The following is a 13,784-nucleotide window of genomic DNA, read 5'->3' on the forward strand; positions in this document are numbered from 1 at the left end:
GACGGTGACCCGCCGCGTCTACATGGACCATGCCGCCACCACGCCCGTGCGGCCGGAAGTCCAGCAGCGCATGTTCGAAGTCCTGGCGGAGGCCTGGGGCAACCCGTCGAGCCTCCATTACGCCGGGCGGGCGGCCCGGGCCGTGCTGGACGAGGCGCGGGCCCAGGTGGCCAGTCTGCTCCACTGCCGGCCGCGGGAGATCATCTTCACCTCGGGCGGCACCGAGGCCGACAACCTGGCCTTGAAGGGCGTGGCCCTGGCCCACGCCGGGCGCGGGCGGCACATCGTCACCACCGCCATCGAGCACCATGCGGTGCTGCACGCCTGTGCGGCCCTGGAGCGGCAGGGCTTTGCCGTCACGTATGTTCCGGTGGATGACCAGGGCCGGGTCGACCCTGAGCAGGTGCTGGCCGCCCTGCGACCCGACACCATCCTGGTCTCCGTCATGCTGGTCAACAACGAGGTGGGGACGATCCAGCCCGTGGCCGAGATCGCCCGGGCCGCGCGGGCGCGCGGGGTGCTGGTCCACACCGACGCCGTCCAGGCGGCGGGGGTGCTGCCGCTGGACGTGGAGGCTTTGGGGGTCGACCTGCTGAGCCTCTCGGCCCACAAGATCGGCGGGCCCAAGGGCGCCGGCGCCCTGTATGTCCGGGCCGGCACCCAGCTGCTGCCCTTGCTGGACGGCGGCGGGCAGGAGCGCCGCCTGCGGGCAGGCACCGAGAACACCGCGGCCATCGCGGGCTTCGGCCTGGCGGCGGAGCTGGCCGCCCGGGAGCGGGAGGGCAAGGCGGCGCGGCTGGCGGCGCTGCAGCGGCGCCTGGAGGAGGGCATCGTGGCCCGCATCCCCGGCGCGCGCATCCACGGCGCAGGGGCGCCGCGGGCGCCCCATATCAGCAGCATCGGGCTGCCCGGGGTGACGGCCGACACGGTGCTGATCCAGCTGGATCTGGAGGGCATCGCCGCGTCCAGCGGCGCCGCCTGCAGCGCGGGCACGCCCGAGCCCTCCCACGTGCTCCAGGCCATGGGCCTGCCGGAGCGGGAAGCCTTCAGTGCCATTCGCCTTTCCCTGGGCGACGGGACCAGCGAGGAGGACGTGGACCGGGTCCTGGAGGTCCTGCCCCGGGTGGTGGAGCGGGCGCGCCGCGCCCAGGGCCTGGGGCTGGTGGCCGGCCGCTAGAGGTTTCGCGGACGGGGTGGCGGTGCGACCGGATTTGCCCGGCGCCCGCCGGCAAACGCCAGGAACGCGACGCGGAAGGGAAGGGGGTGGCGGCGTGAGCCAGGGAAGGAAGGGGCGCGTGCTGGCGGCCATGAGCGGCGGGGTCGACAGTTCGGTGATGGCGGCCCTGCTGCGGGACCAGGGCTACGAGGTCATCGGGGTCACCATGCAGACGTGGCCCGCCATGGAGCCCGAGGACGAGGCCCGCTACGGGGGCTGCTGCTCCTTGAGCGCCGTCGACGACGCCCGCCGGGTGGCGGAGCGGCTCGGCATCCCCTATTACGTCATGAACATGCGCCAGGATTTCGAGGAGAAGGTGATCGACTACTTCGTCGCCGAGTACCTGCAGGGCCGCACGCCCAACCCGTGCATCGCCTGCAACCGCTACATCAAGTTGGACGAGTTCCTGCGCCGGGCCGAGGCCCTGGGTTGCGATTACGTCGCCACAGGGCATTACGCCATCGTGGAGTACGACGAGGCGCTGGGGCGGTTCATCCTGCGCAAGTCGGCGGACCGGCGCAAGGACCAGACGTACGTGCTCTACAACTTCACCCAGGAGCAGCTGGCGCGCACCCTGTTGCCCATCGGGCGTTTCGAGAAGAGCCAGGTCCGGCAGCTGGCCGAGGCCTACGGCCTGGTGACGGCGCGCAAGCCCGAGAGCCAGGAGATCTGCTTCGTCAAGGACAACGACCACCGCCGTTTTCTGGAAGAACGGGCCGGCGACCGCATCCGGCCCGGGCCCATCTACGACACCCGGGGCCGGCGGGTGGGGACCCACCGCGGCCTGGCCTACTACACCGTGGGCCAGCGCCGGGGCCTGGGCATCCAGAGCGACCGGCCCATGTACGTGGTCCGCATCCTGCCGGAGAAGAACGCGCTGATCGTGGGCCCGGATACGGCCACCTATGCCCGGGGCCTGCGGGCGGTGGAGGTCAACTGGGTGTCCTGGCCCGGCCTTGCGGGCGAGGCGCGGGTCACCGCCCGGGTCCGGTACAAGTCGCCCGAGGCGCCGGCGGTGGTGCGGCCCCTGGTAGGCCGCCAGGATGCGGTGGAGGTCTGGTTCGAGGAGCCCCAGCGGGCCATCACCCCCGGGCAGGCGGTGGTCTTCTACGACGGGGACCGGGTGGCCGGCGGCGGTGTGATCGCCGAGGTGCTGGATCCCGTGGCACCCGGCGACCTGGATGACACCGGGCCGGCCTTCGCCGCCGAGACCTGCGAGCGGCCGGACGGCGCCCAGGCCGTGGCGGCCGGGCGGGGTGCGACGGCGTAGAACCAGCCCAAGCCGAGGCCGGGGGGAAGGTCGAGCCCGAGGTCGCACCCGAGGCCGAGCCCAGGGTCGAACGGGCTTCCAGACCCCCCACCAGGCCTTGCCCGATGCGGCGCCGGAGCCCCGGATCCCCCCGATCCGGGGCTCCGGCGCCGCATGGCCCTTCCCCTGCCCGCGCAGATTAAGGAGGAAGCCGAGGGGGGACGGCACCATGCGCTGTCCGGTCTGCGCGGGCAATGCCACCGGGCGCATCGGCCAGAACGAGTGGTACTGCTGGGACTGCTGCATCGAGTTTCAGGATCTGGGGGCGGGACGGGTCGACTGCTTCGTCCTCGATTCAGAGGGGAACCGGGTGCGGCTGGCGGCCGGGGCTCCGGCGGCGGCCGAGCCCGTGGAGGGGTGAGAAGGATGGGCGGCCGCTTCTGGGCGGGCGTGGTGGTGGGCAGCCTGGCGATGGCGGCCCTGGAGTGGGCGGGGGTGCGGCCGGGCCGCTGGCTGGCGCGGGCCGGGCGGTGGAGCCAGCAGTGGCTGGAGGTCCAGGTACCGCGGCAGCGCCGCCGCCTGGTCCGGTGGGTCAGGCCGCGGGCCCAGCGGCTGCTGGCCAGGGCCGGCGCGCGCTAGGCCGGCCCGATGCCGGCGGTGTCCTGGCGGAGGATCCTGGGCGGGGCTGCCCTGATCGCCGCGGGCCTGGGCCTGCTTTACCTGCTGCGGGGCACCTGGCCGCCCTTCGTCCTGGCCCTGGTCCTGACCTACCTGCTGGCGCCGGCCGTGGATTTCCTGGAAGCCCAGGGGTTACGGCGGGCCACGGCCATCCTCCTGCTCTACCTGCTCATCACCCTGGCCGCTGCCGTGGCGCTGGTCTACCTTCTGCCCGGGTTTCTGGACGAGCTGAACCGCCTGGGGACGCAGTTGCCGGGATACGCCCGCCGGTTGCGGCTGCTGGTGGAGGGGGTGCGCCAGGATGCGGCCCGGGCCACCCTTCCGGCGACGGTGCGCCAGGCGCTGCTGCAGCAGATCGACCGCACCGAGGGATGGGTGACGGCCCGGCTGGCCGACCTGACCGGCGGCCTGGTGGAGGGGCTCCTGGGGGCCGCCCCGCTGCTGCTGGCTCCGGTACTGGCCTTCTACCTGCTCGACGACCTGCCGCGGCTCCGCCGCTGGGCGCAGGACCGGCTGGGGCGGGGGCACCGCCGCCGGTGGCTTGAGCTGGTGCGGGCCGTCGACCAGGTGGTGGGCGGGTTCATCCGGGGCCAGCTGCTGGTGGCCGGCTTCGTGGGCCTGATGGTCACGGCCGTGGCCACCTTCTTCGGCTTGCGCTTTGCCGTGCTGCTGGGGGCGCTGGCGGCCCTGGCCGACCTGATCCCCTATTTCGGTCCCATCATCGGCGCGGTGCCGGTCCTGGCCATGGCGGCCCTGCACTCCCCGGCCACCGCCATCAAGGTGGCCGTCGCCCTGGTGATGGTCCAGTGGGTGGAAAACAGCGTGCTGTCGCCGCGCATCCTGGGACAGCGGGTGGGGGTCCACCCCCTGGTGGTGATCAGTGCCCTGCTGGTGGGGGGTCACCACTTCGGCCTGGCGGGCCTTCTGTTCGCGGTGCCCGTGGCCGGGCTGGCCCACGTTCTGCTGGCCTTCGCCTCGCCGGACTGGGTGGGCGGGCTCGACCGGCTGGTTCGCCGGGATCCGGACCCCGGTCCCCTGCCCGCAGCACACGGCGAAGGCCCTTCCTCTGGCCCGGCCCCCAGCCACCACGGCAAACCCGGGCGGTCCGCTGGGGCCGGTCGCGGTGCGGGGCGGCTTGCCGGCCCGCCTCCTGTTGCAGGTCCGGCGACGCCGGATGCGGCCGGTTTCCGCCGCCTCCTGGGCCTCCGGCGCCGCCACCGGGAGCCCGCCCCCAAATAAGGCTGCGGGAAGGGGCGGCCGGGGGCCCCTGGCCCCCCGGCCGCCGCGGAGGGGACGTGGCGCGACGGGTCGCCGACCGGTCCGGCCTGCCCGCAGCGCCCTCCGGCCGGGACGGCCCGCCCGGGGCCGGCTGCCCGCCTCCCCCGGCCGCCCTCAGGGGGCGGGCGAATCCTGGGGGGCCAGGCGCTGCTGCAGCGCTTCGATGCGGCGGCGGAAGGCGTCCCGTTCCAGCACCACCTGCACCTGCCGGCCCTCGGCGATCTTCTCCAGATCATTGTAGGCTTCGACCCGGCAGATCACCCGGTTGCCCTCCACCGCCTCGAGGACGGCCACGGCCCGCACCCTGGCGCCCACGGGGGTCGGGGCCAGGTGCCGCACCTCCACGGCGTAGCCCACCCCTTCCTCATGGGGCTCGAGATACGGCTCCAGCACCCGCCGCGCTGCGTGCTCCAGGTGGTGCACCAGCGACCAGGTGGAGTAGAGGGGGTGGATCACCCGCCCGTCGAAGGCGGCCTGCATGCCGGCGTCGACGGTGGCCTCCACCTCGGCCCGCAGGCCGGGAACGAACCCGGGTTTCACCGGCATCACCTCGCACACCCCTTCGCCGCCGGGTCCGGAGCCCCTGCCGGTGGGCCAGGCGCCGGACCTCGGGGCGGGGCGCCGCCCGGGCCGAGTTGACGAGCCCCTCCGGAAATGGCAAAATGCCGGTGATTCCATGGGGTTGCTGCCCTTCAGGCGGCGGCCCCCGGCGATGAGGGGACCAAGCCGCCCGCCCGCCCTGCAGAGAGGGAGCCCCAGGCTGCGAGGCTCCCGGGCGGAGGCGAGCACGCCATCCCGGAGCCCGGTGCACCAAGGAAAGGGATCCCGCGACGGCCGGGCGCGCCCAGCCGGTCCGGGCCCCGCCACGTGGGGCCGGCCCGCCCCATGGGGCCGGGTCCCGGCCCCCGGTCGCCGGCCGGTGCGGAACCCGGCTTCCCAAAGTGCACCCGGCGGCGCGCCGTTACCGCGCGGATCGGCAGGGCCCGTGGCCTGCTCCAGCCCGGCCCGCGCCCGCCGACCCACCGAGGCCCCGCCCGCGAGGGCGGGGCGAATCCGGGTGGTACCGCGGCACGCCCGCCCCGGCCCAGGGCCGGCGGCGGTTTTTTCTTTGCCAAGACAGCGGGATCCTGAGGGGAGGTGCCAGCCTGTGGCGGCGACCGTGACACCGGCCTGCCGCCCGCATCCTGCGGGGATGCCGGCCGCGGAGATCCGCGAGCGCTTCCTGCGCTTCTTCGAGCGCCATGGCCACACCATCGTGCCGAGCTCGTCCCTGGTTCCCAAGGACGATCCGACGCTCCTGTTCACCAATGCCGGCATGGTGCAGTTCAAGGACGTGTTCACCGGCAAGGAGAAGGTCCCGTACAAGCGGGCGACCACGGCCCAGAAGTGCATGCGGGCCGGGGGGAAGCACAACGACCTGGAGAACGTCGGCAAGACCGCCCGTCACCACACCTTCTTCGAGATGCTGGGCAACTTCTCGTTCGGCGACTACTTCAAGCGGGAGGCCATCCACTTCGCCTGGACCTTCCTGACGGAGGAACTGGGCCTCCCCCGCGAGCGGCTCTGGGCCACCATCTTCCGGGACGACGACGAGGCCTTCGGGCTCTGGCAGGAGGTCACGGGCATTCCCGCCGAGCGCATCGTCCGCCTGGGCGAGAAGGACAACTTCTGGGCCATGGGCGATACCGGCCCTTGCGGTCCTTGCAGCGAGATCGTCTACGACCGCGGCGAGGAGTTCCGCTGCGATGCCGAGGTGTGCGGCATCGGCGCCTGCGACTGCGACCGCTGGCTGGAGATCTGGAACCTGGTCTTCATGCAGTTCAACCGGGACGAGAGCGGCCGCCTGGAGCCGCTGCCCCGGCCCTCCATCGACACGGGGATGGGCCTGGAGCGCATCGCCTCCGTCATGCAGGGTGTGGGCTCCAACTTCGACACCGATCTCTTCCGGCCGCTGCTGCGGGCGGTGGAGGACCTGACGGGCCGGCCCTACGACGGGGGTGAGGCCGGCTTCCCCTTCCGCGTCATCGCCGACCACGCCCGGGCCTGCACCTTCCTCATCGCCGACGGCGTGCTGCCCAGCAACGAGGGCCGCGGCCACGTCCTGCGCCGCATCCTGCGCCGGGCCGTGCGCTTCGGGCGGATCCTGGGTCTGGAGGAACCCTTCCTCTACCGGCTGGTGGACACGGTGGGCGAGGTGATGGGCGACGCCTATCCCGAGGTGCGCCAGCGGGCGGACTATGTGCGCCGGGTGATCCGCGGCGAGGAGGAGCGGTTCTTCCGCACCCTGGACCAGGGGATGGCGATCCTGGCCGAGGTGATCGAGCGCGCCCGGCAGCGGGGGGACGGCCTGATCCACGGCGAGGAAGCCTTCGTCCTCTACGACACCTACGGATTTCCCCTGGACCTGACGGAGGACGCCGCCGAGGAAGCCGGCCTGCGCGTCGACCGGGAGGGCTTCGAGCGGGCCATGGCCGTCCAGCGCCAGCGGGCCCGGGCGGCGCGGGAAGTGGAGGAGGGCTGGGATCCCGGCTCCCCCCTGGCCCGGGCCCTGGCGGACGAACCGGCCACGGAGTTCACCGGCTACGAGCGCCTGGAGGACGAGGGCACCGTGCGGCTGCTGGTGCGCCGGGACGAACCGGCCGACCGGGCGGACGCCGGCGAGGAGGTCGGGGTGATCCTGGACCGGACGCCCTTCTACGCCGAGCGGGGCGGCCAGGTGGGGGACACCGGCTGGCTCGAGACACCGCGAGCGCGCCTGGAGGTGCTGGACACCCAGCCCTTGCCGGGCGGCCGGATCCTCCACAAGGCGCGGGTGGTGGAGGGTGCGGTCCAGGTGGGCGACCGGGTGCGGGCCCGGGTCGACGCCGCCCGCCGGGCGGCCATCATGCGCAACCACACCGCCACCCACCTGCTGCATGCGGCCCTGAAGCGGGTGCTGGGCGACCACGTCAACCAGGCGGGTTCGCTGGTGGCGCCCGATCGCCTGCGCTTCGACTTCACCCATTTCGAGGCGCCGACGGCCGGCCAGCTGCGGGCCATCGAGGACGAGATCAACCAGCAGATCCTGCGGGGCATTCCGGTGCGCTGGTACTGGACCAGCCTGGAGGAGGCCCTCGAGGCGGGTGCCATGGCGCTGTTCGGGGAAAAGTACGGGAACGAAGTGCGGGTGGTCCAGATCGGCGACTACAGCCTGGAGCTGTGCGGCGGCACCCACGTGGCCTCGACCAGCGACATCGGCCTGTTCAAGTTCACCGCCGAGGGCAGCGTGGCTGCCGGCGTGCGCCGGGTGGAGGCGGTGACGGGCTGGGGCAGCCTGGAGTACCTGCGGCGGCAGGAGGCGGTCCTGGACCGGCTGGCCGGTACCCTGCGGGTGCCGGTGGACGACCTGCCCGCCCGCCTGGAGGCCCTGGTGGAGAGCCACCGGGAGCTGGAACGCCAGCTGCGCCAGCTGCGCAGCCGGCTGGCCCGCCAGGCGGCGGACGGCCTCCTGGAAGCCGCGCCCCAGCTGGCAGGTGTCCGGGTGATCGCGGGCGAACTACCAGTGGACGATGCCGAGGTGTTGCGTGAAACGGCCGACTACCTGCGACAGCGGGCCGGGGAGGCCGCCGTCCTGCTGGGAGCCCGGGCTGGCGGGCGGGCGCTGCTGGTGGCGGCGGTGACGGCGGGCGCCCAAGAGCGGGGCCTGCACGCTGGACGCCTGGTGGGCGAGGTGGCCCGGCGGCTGGGCGGTGGCGGTGGCGGGCGTCCCGACCTGGCCCAGGCGGGCGGCCGTGATCCCGGCCGGCTGCCGGAGGCGCTGGAACACGGCCGGCGCCTGTGGATGGAACAGCTGGCCGGAGGAACGACGGGCGCCGGCCCCAGCTGAGCCCGGTTGCCTGCGGGCACCGTGGGCGCCGCGCCCTCCCCAGGCGCCGGGGCGCCGGCGGGGGCGCAGCCGGAGGTCGAAGCCAGGAGCGGAGGCGAAAGGCGTGCACCAAGGAGCGGAACCGGCCCGGCCGGTGACGGACGGCCAGCCCACCATGTACGGGGGCCTGCCCCTGGCCGCATCCGGCTCCGGCCGACCGGCCGACCCGGCGGCCATCCTGGCCGCTGTCTACGAGGCGCTGGAGGAGCGCGGCTACGATCCCGTGCGGCAGCTGGCCGGTTACCTGCTCTCGGGCGACCCGGCGTACATCACCAGCCACCGGGGTGCCCGGGCGCTGGTGTCGCGCATCGAACGGGATCAGCTGCTGGCGGAACTGGTCCGCACCTACGTGGCCGGCCTGCGGGCCCGGGCGGCCCGGCGCGAAGCCTGAGGGCGGGCCACCCCGCGGCGGGAGAGACACGGCCTGGAGCCGTGGGGCCCCGAGAGCCGGCCGGCGGCCCCGGGGTCAACGCAGGTGGGCGGCGGCGGCCAGCTGGTGACCGAACCAGGTCCCGAGAAGAAACCCCGCCGCCAGGCTGCCCAGGGCCACTGCCAGCCACAGGGTCTTGAGGCTGGCCACGTAGGCCAGCTCGGCTTTGAATCGCTCCCACCAGCCGGTTCCAGGGCGGGGCTCCGGGGGCATCGGGGCCCCATGCGTGCCGGCGCTTCCGTATTCGCGCCGCCCTGGCCGGCCCGGCCGGCGCCTGCGGCGCAGCCGGGGCGGGCGGGAGCTGGGCGCGGGAACCATCGGCTGGGTCACGGGGTTCACCTCGCTTTGCGCGGAAAGCATCCGGCGCAAGGATCGGACGCGGGCCGGCATCGGGCGTTCCCGTCAAAGGGGTTCGTACCGGTGCGGTGACAAGTGCTCTCCCGGGTCGGTTCGTTCCGCCGCCCCAGTTCCGCGCGGACCGGCAGGAAGGAGCAAGCCATGATCCCGTTACGCGACACCATTCGCTCGCGGCGCTTCCCGTGGATCACCGTACTGATCATCGCCCTCAATGTCTATGTGTTTTACGTGGAATGGACCACCGGCCCCACGCCGGAGGCGGGGATCGGCCTCCTGGCGGAGAGGTTCGGGGTCGTTCCCGCCCGCATCCCGCCCCTGGCCCTGCTGCCCCAGGTGGGCCTGGAGCCTTACCTCCCCCTCGTCACGGCCATGTTCCTGCACGGCAGCCTGGTCCACTTGCTGGGCAACATGTTGTTCCTCTGGGTGTTCGGCGACAACGTGGAAGACCGGCTGGGCCGGGGCCGCTATCTCCTGTTCTACCTGCTTGCGGGCTTCCTGGGGAACTACGCCCACGTGGCGGCCAACCCCGGTTCCACCATCCCGACCATCGGTGCCAGCGGCGCGGTGGCCGGCGTGCTGGGGGCGTATTTCCTCGCCTTCCCGCGCTCGCGCATCGTCACCTTGATTTTTCTCTTCATCTTCATTACGGTAGCGGAAGTGCCCGCCTGGGTCTTCCTGCTGGTCTGGTTCGGGCTTCAGGTCCTGAACGGGCTGGCCGCTCTGGGCGCTCCCAATGTGACCCTGGTGGCCTGGTGGGCCCACGTGGCGGGCTTCGTGGCCGGGGCTGCCGGCTGGCTTCTGCTGGCGCCCCGCCGGCGGGAGCCGCGCTGGCTGTGAGGGGCCGGCCGGCCGCAAGCGGGTGAACGGTCATGCGCTGGTTGGGGCTCGATCTGGGCAGCCGCGTCATCGGTGTGGCCATCAGCGACCCCGAGGGGATCCTGGCCCGCCCGCTGGCAAGCCTGCCCCGGCAGGGCGATGACCGGGACATCGCCAGGGTGGTCGAACTGGCCCGCCAACACGGCGCCGAAGGCATCGTGGTCGGCTGGCCCCGGCGGCTGGACGGCCGGCGCGGCCCGGAGGCGGAGGCGGCCGAGGCGTTCGCCGCCGGGCTGCAGGCGGCCGGCGTTTCCCGGGTAACCCTATGGGACGAGCGGCTGTCGACCGTCCAGGCGGAGCGGGTGCTGATCGACGCCGACCTCTCCCGGCGCCGGCGCAAGGCGATCATCGACCGCATGGCGGCTACGGTGATCCTGCAGGCCTTTCTCGAAGCCCAGCGCAGGCAACGGGCAACCGGTGGCGAATCTCCCCGCGGGGCACGCAGGCAACGCCCCGGCGGCGGTGAATGTCTCAGCCAGCAGCCTGTGGAGGAAGGTGGTGGGGCAGTGATGGACCTGCCGGAGGAACGCCGGATCGTCACCTTCCGGGACGAGAACGGCGAGGAGCAGCAGTTCGTGGTCATCGACCTGGTGGAAATGAACGACCGCAAGTATGCCATCGTCGCCGACCCCGACGACGAGGAGGAGGCCTTCATCTTCCGCCTGCTCCACGAGGATGACGGCACGCCGGTCCTGGTCGAGATCGAGGACGACGAGGAGTGGGACGCCGTCGCCGAGGCGTGGGAAGACATGGTGGCCGAGGAAGAAGACGAAGCCTATGCCGACGAGGTCCTCGGTCCCGACGAGGATGAGTGGGAGGAAGAGGACTGGGACGAGGAGGACCTGGACGACGACGTCCTGGACGACGAGGACCTGGACGACCTGGAGGAGCTGGACGGCCTGGACGAGGAGGACGACGAGGAGCCGGCCGAGGATGAGGACGGCGACGACGAGGACGGAGGCGGCCCTTCCGGGCGGCGGCCTTGACCACGCCCCAGGGCGGGGCGACCGCATACCGGCCCCGCGGGGAGCCCGCGGGGCCTTGCCGTTCCCCGCGTGCCGGGGCGGTGCGGCAGCGGCGGCGCCGGGCCTCCTGCCGGGGCGCCCCGGCAGGAGGCCCGGCGCCTGTCACGAACCTTGCGGGAGGTGAGGAGGGCGAGCGGTGCGGCGCACCATCTGGCGGGTCGTGGGGGCGGTCCTGGCGGCGGCGCTGGTGCTGGCCGCCGGGACGGCCGGCTGGCTCTACCACCGGTATGTCAACGCCCTGGAGCCACCCCGGCCGGGGTCGCCCGTCACCACGGTGGTGCGGGTCCCCCGAGGGGCGTCCACCGCGGAGATCGCCGGCCTCCTCCACCGGCAGGGATTGATCCGGGATCCGCTTGCCTTCCGCGTCCTGGTCCGGCTGCAAGGGTACGACGGGCGCCTGCGGGCCGGGGTCTACCGCTTGAGTCCCGCCATGCCGGCCCAAGCCGTGCTGGACAAGCTGGCGCGCGGCGACATCCTCACCGCCCGCTTCACCATTCCCGAAGGGTGGACGGTGGCCCAGGTTGTCGAACACCTGGCGGCCGAGGGCCTGGTGACCCGGGAAAGCTTTCGCGCCGCCCTGGACCGGGCGGCCGCGGACTGGCCCTACCTGCCCCGGGATGCCGGCACCCGCAACGCCCTGAAGGAGCCCCTGGAAGGGTACCTCTTCCCCGATACCTACCGGGTGCCCGTGGACGAGCACGGCCGTGCCGATCCGGCCCTGGTGGTGCGGCTCATGCTGGACCGGTTCCGGCAGGTGGTGGGTCCGGAGGAGGAGGCCCGGGCCCGGCAGATGGGCTTGAGCGTACACCAGGTCATCACCCTGGCCTCCATCGTGGAGCGGGAGGCCCGGGTGGCGGAGGAACGGCCGCTCATCGCCGGCGTGTACCTCAACCGGCTGGAGCGCAACATGACGCTGGATGCCGACCCCACCGTGCTGTACGCCCTGGGCCGGACCTCCGGCCGGCTCACCTACGCCGACCTGCGGGTCGATTCACCCTACAACACCTACCGCTACCCCGGCCTGCCGCCGGGCCCCATCGGTGCCCCGGGGGAGGCCGCCATCCGCGCCGTTCTCCACCCGGCCGACGTGGACTACCTGTACTTCGTCCTGCGCCCGGACGGTTCGGGGCGGCACCAGTTCGCCCGCACCCTGGCGGAGCACAACCGCAACGTCCGTGCCTACCGCCAGTCCCTCCAGGAGCAGGACCCGCCGGCGGGCCAGGACCGGAACCCGGACCGCTGAGGCCACCGCCCAAATCCGCCCCGGGACAGGTACAGCGGCATCCCGGCATGCATAGCGTGGCAGTGCCCCGCCTGCTGGCCGGCGGCGCGCAGCCGGCCGGTTCGTCCAGCGAACGGGAACAGCCGGCACCCCCGGCCGGCGCGACCGGGAACCGGGGGCCTTATCCGTACAAGGAGGCGCTGCCATGGGACCCGGATGGCTGCTGCTCCTGGGGGCTGCGCTGGTGCGCGGCCTGCTCTACCTGGTCGGCTACCTGCAGACCGGTCGCAGTTTCCCCCAGCCCCTTTCCCCCGAGGAAGAGGCTCACTACCTGGAGCGCATGCGCTGCGGTGACGAGAGGGCACGGGATGTGCTGATCGAACGCAACCTCCGGCTGGTGGCCCACATCGCCAAGAAGTTCGACGAAACCGGCGAGGATCCCGAGGACCTGATCAGCATCGGCACCGTCGGCCTGATCAAGGGGGTGGACACCTACGACCCCTCCAAGGGCACGCGGCTGGCTACCTACGCCGCCCGCTGCATCGAGAACGAGATCCTGATGCACCTGCGGGCCACCCGCCGCAACCGCCGGGAGGTGTTCCTGCAGAACCCCATCGGCGTCGACCGGGAAGGCAACGAGGTGACCCTGATGGACATGTTGCCCGCCGACGATGACGCCGTGGAGGAGACGGTGGGCCGCCGCCTCCTGGCCCGGAGGATCCGCGAGGCGGTCCGAGAGCTGGGTCCGCGGGAACGCCGGGTGCTCGAGCTCCGCTTCGGCCTGGACGGCCGGCGCCGCTACACCCAGCGGGAGGTGGCACGGGTGCTGGGCATCTCCCGGTCCTACGTCTCCCGCATCGAGAAGCGGGCGGTGCGCAAGCTGACCCGCCACGTGCTGGACGAACCCGGCCCCTTGCCCGAGCCTGCCGGCGAGGGTGACGAGCCCTAGAATCGCCGTATAATGGGGCGGGATGGTGGGAAAGGAGCCCCTGCTGTGCGGCGGTTGTGGCGGCTCTTGACGCCGGATCTGGTGGCCCCCTCGATCTATGCCATCCGCTGGGATGCGTTGCGCGCCCGCGGGGTGCGGGGCCTGATCCTCGACCTGGACAACACCCTGGCCCGTCGCGATCAGCCCCTGCCCGACGAGGCCCTGCGCCGCTGGCTGGACGAGGCCCGGCAGCAGGGCTTCGCCGTGTGCATCCTCTCCAACAACCTGGAACAGCGGGTGCAGCGCTTCGCCCGGGCCTGCGGCGTCCCCGCGGTCCACTCGGCCACCAAGCCCCGCCGGCGCGCCTTCCTCCGCGCCCTCCAGACCATCGGCACCGAGCCTGCCCAGGCGGCGGTGATCGGCGACCAGATCTTCACCGACGTCCTGGGCGGCAATCGCCTGGGAATGGTCACGGTGCTGGTCACGCCCCTGCCCGGTCGCGAGTTCATCGGCACCCGCCTGGTGCGGCTGGTGGAGCGGTGGGTCCTCCGGCGGCTGGTCCCGCCGGGCGGTCCCCCGGCATGATCGGGGGCCGGCGGTGGCCTTGGCCTGCCCTTAATG

The 13,784-nt window shown here is 73.0% G+C and carries 14 protein-coding genes; 12 read left to right on the forward strand and 2 right to left on the reverse strand.

Going from position 1 to position 13,784, the window contains the following annotated elements; all coding sequences use genetic code 11:
- Positions 1 to 4: 4 nt before the first annotated feature.
- From ACZ5T9_RS07745 to ACZ5T9_RS07765, 5 genes are all read left to right on the forward strand, one after another.
- Positions 5 to 1,177 (forward strand): cysteine desulfurase family protein, encoded by a 1,173-nt coding sequence (locus tag ACZ5T9_RS07745; RefSeq protein ID WP_464832509.1) that lies wholly within the window; start codon positions 5 to 7, stop codon positions 1,175 to 1,177.
- A 94-nt stretch (positions 1,178 to 1,271) separates the two neighbouring features.
- The gene (gene mnmA, locus ACZ5T9_RS07750) at positions 1,272 to 2,486 is read left to right on the forward strand and encodes a tRNA 2-thiouridine(34) synthase MnmA (protein ID WP_464832510.1); all 1,215 of its coding nucleotides are present in this window, start codon (positions 1,272 to 1,274) and stop codon (positions 2,484 to 2,486) included.
- 208 nt (positions 2,487 to 2,694) lie between these two features.
- Positions 2,695 to 2,886 (forward strand): hypothetical protein, encoded by a 192-nt coding sequence (locus ACZ5T9_RS07755; RefSeq protein ID WP_006904720.1) that lies wholly within the window; start codon positions 2,695 to 2,697, stop codon positions 2,884 to 2,886.
- Positions 2,887 to 2,891: 5 nt separating this feature from the next.
- Positions 2,892 to 3,104, forward strand: coding sequence for a hypothetical protein (locus ACZ5T9_RS07760; protein ID WP_464832511.1), 213 nt, complete (start codon positions 2,892 to 2,894; stop codon positions 3,102 to 3,104).
- A gap of 9 nt (positions 3,105 to 3,113) precedes the next feature.
- Positions 3,114 to 4,382, forward strand: a complete 1,269-nt coding sequence (locus ACZ5T9_RS07765; protein WP_464832512.1) for an AI-2E family transporter — start codon at positions 3,114 to 3,116, stop codon at positions 4,380 to 4,382.
- Between the two features lie 153 nt (positions 4,383 to 4,535).
- Here the strand turns inward: ACZ5T9_RS07765 and ACZ5T9_RS07770 are convergent, their stop codons facing one another.
- Positions 4,536 to 4,967, reverse strand: coding sequence for a thioesterase family protein (locus tag ACZ5T9_RS07770; protein ID WP_464834411.1), 432 nt, complete (start codon positions 4,965 to 4,967; stop codon positions 4,536 to 4,538).
- 646 nt (positions 4,968 to 5,613) lie between these two features.
- On the opposite strand from ACZ5T9_RS07770, the gene alaS reads away from it, so the two are divergent.
- Together alaS and ACZ5T9_RS07780 are read left to right on the forward strand one after the other, a co-directional pair.
- Positions 5,614 to 8,286, forward strand: a complete 2,673-nt coding sequence (alaS, locus tag ACZ5T9_RS07775) for an alanine--tRNA ligase (protein ID WP_464834412.1) — start codon at positions 5,614 to 5,616, stop codon at positions 8,284 to 8,286.
- Between the two features lie 154 nt (positions 8,287 to 8,440).
- Complete coding sequence (locus ACZ5T9_RS07780) at positions 8,441 to 8,716, forward strand: IreB family regulatory phosphoprotein (protein WP_051009342.1); 276 nt, start codon at positions 8,441 to 8,443, stop codon at positions 8,714 to 8,716.
- Between the two features lie 75 nt (positions 8,717 to 8,791).
- Here the strand turns inward: ACZ5T9_RS07780 and ACZ5T9_RS07785 are convergent, their stop codons facing one another.
- Positions 8,792 to 8,968, reverse strand: a complete 177-nt coding sequence (locus ACZ5T9_RS07785; RefSeq protein WP_242823397.1) for a hypothetical protein — start codon at positions 8,966 to 8,968, stop codon at positions 8,792 to 8,794.
- Between the two features lie 285 nt (positions 8,969 to 9,253).
- Between ACZ5T9_RS07785 and ACZ5T9_RS07790 the strand changes: the two genes are divergently transcribed.
- The 5 genes from ACZ5T9_RS07790 (at position 9,254) to ACZ5T9_RS07810 (ending at position 13,748) form a co-directional block, all read left to right on the forward strand.
- Positions 9,254 to 9,949 carry a rhomboid family intramembrane serine protease gene (locus tag ACZ5T9_RS07790; protein ID WP_006904727.1) on the forward strand — a complete coding sequence of 232 codons (696 nt, stop codon included), beginning with the start codon at positions 9,254 to 9,256 and terminating at the stop codon, positions 9,947 to 9,949.
- A 32-nt stretch (positions 9,950 to 9,981) separates the two neighbouring features.
- Entirely contained in the window at positions 9,982 to 10,974 is a 993-nt protein-coding gene (gene ruvX, locus ACZ5T9_RS07795; protein WP_464832513.1) for a Holliday junction resolvase RuvX, read from the forward strand.
- Between the two features lie 175 nt (positions 10,975 to 11,149).
- Positions 11,150 to 12,256, forward strand: a complete 1,107-nt coding sequence (gene mltG, locus ACZ5T9_RS07800; protein WP_464832514.1) for an endolytic transglycosylase MltG — start codon at positions 11,150 to 11,152, stop codon at positions 12,254 to 12,256.
- A gap of 184 nt (positions 12,257 to 12,440) precedes the next feature.
- Positions 12,441 to 13,184: an RNA polymerase sporulation sigma factor SigK gene (gene sigK / locus ACZ5T9_RS07805; RefSeq protein WP_464832515.1), complete on the forward strand. Its 744-nt coding sequence runs from the start codon at positions 12,441 to 12,443 to the stop codon at positions 13,182 to 13,184.
- Between the two features lie 45 nt (positions 13,185 to 13,229).
- Positions 13,230 to 13,748, forward strand: coding sequence for a YqeG family HAD IIIA-type phosphatase (locus ACZ5T9_RS07810; protein WP_006904731.1), 519 nt, complete (start codon positions 13,230 to 13,232; stop codon positions 13,746 to 13,748).
- Positions 13,749 to 13,784: the final 36 nt, after the last annotated feature.

The sequence above is a fragment of the Thermaerobacter nagasakiensis genome, assembly GCF_055396825.1.

What these genes read in the sequence shown, in the direction of transcription:
- ACZ5T9_RS07780 (WP_051009342.1), top strand. Translation starts at nt 8,441, where the DNA reads ATGTACGGGGGCCTGCCCCTGGCCGCATCCGGCTCCGGCCGACCGGCC.
- sigK (WP_464832515.1), top strand. Translation starts at nt 12,441, where the DNA reads ATGGGACCCGGATGGCTGCTGCTCCTGGGGGCTGCGCTGGTGCGCGGC.
- ruvX (WP_464832513.1), top strand. Translation starts at nt 9,982, where the DNA reads ATGCGCTGGTTGGGGCTCGATCTGGGCAGCCGCGTCATCGGTGTGGCC.
- ACZ5T9_RS07785 (WP_242823397.1), bottom strand. Translation starts at nt 8,968, where the DNA reads ATGCCCCCGGAGCCCCGCCCTGGAACCGGCTGGTGGGAGCGATTCAAA.
- alaS (WP_464834412.1), top strand. Translation starts at nt 5,614, where the DNA reads ATGCCGGCCGCGGAGATCCGCGAGCGCTTCCTGCGCTTCTTCGAGCGC.
- ACZ5T9_RS07760 (WP_464832511.1), top strand. Translation starts at nt 2,892, where the DNA reads ATGGGCGGCCGCTTCTGGGCGGGCGTGGTGGTGGGCAGCCTGGCGATG.
- ACZ5T9_RS07755 (WP_006904720.1), top strand. Translation starts at nt 2,695, where the DNA reads ATGCGCTGTCCGGTCTGCGCGGGCAATGCCACCGGGCGCATCGGCCAG.
- ACZ5T9_RS07790 (WP_006904727.1), top strand. Translation starts at nt 9,254, where the DNA reads ATGATCCCGTTACGCGACACCATTCGCTCGCGGCGCTTCCCGTGGATC.
- ACZ5T9_RS07770 (WP_464834411.1), bottom strand. Translation starts at nt 4,967, where the DNA reads ATGCCGGTGAAACCCGGGTTCGTTCCCGGCCTGCGGGCCGAGGTGGAG.
- ACZ5T9_RS07765 (WP_464832512.1), top strand. Translation starts at nt 3,114, where the DNA reads ATGCCGGCGGTGTCCTGGCGGAGGATCCTGGGCGGGGCTGCCCTGATC.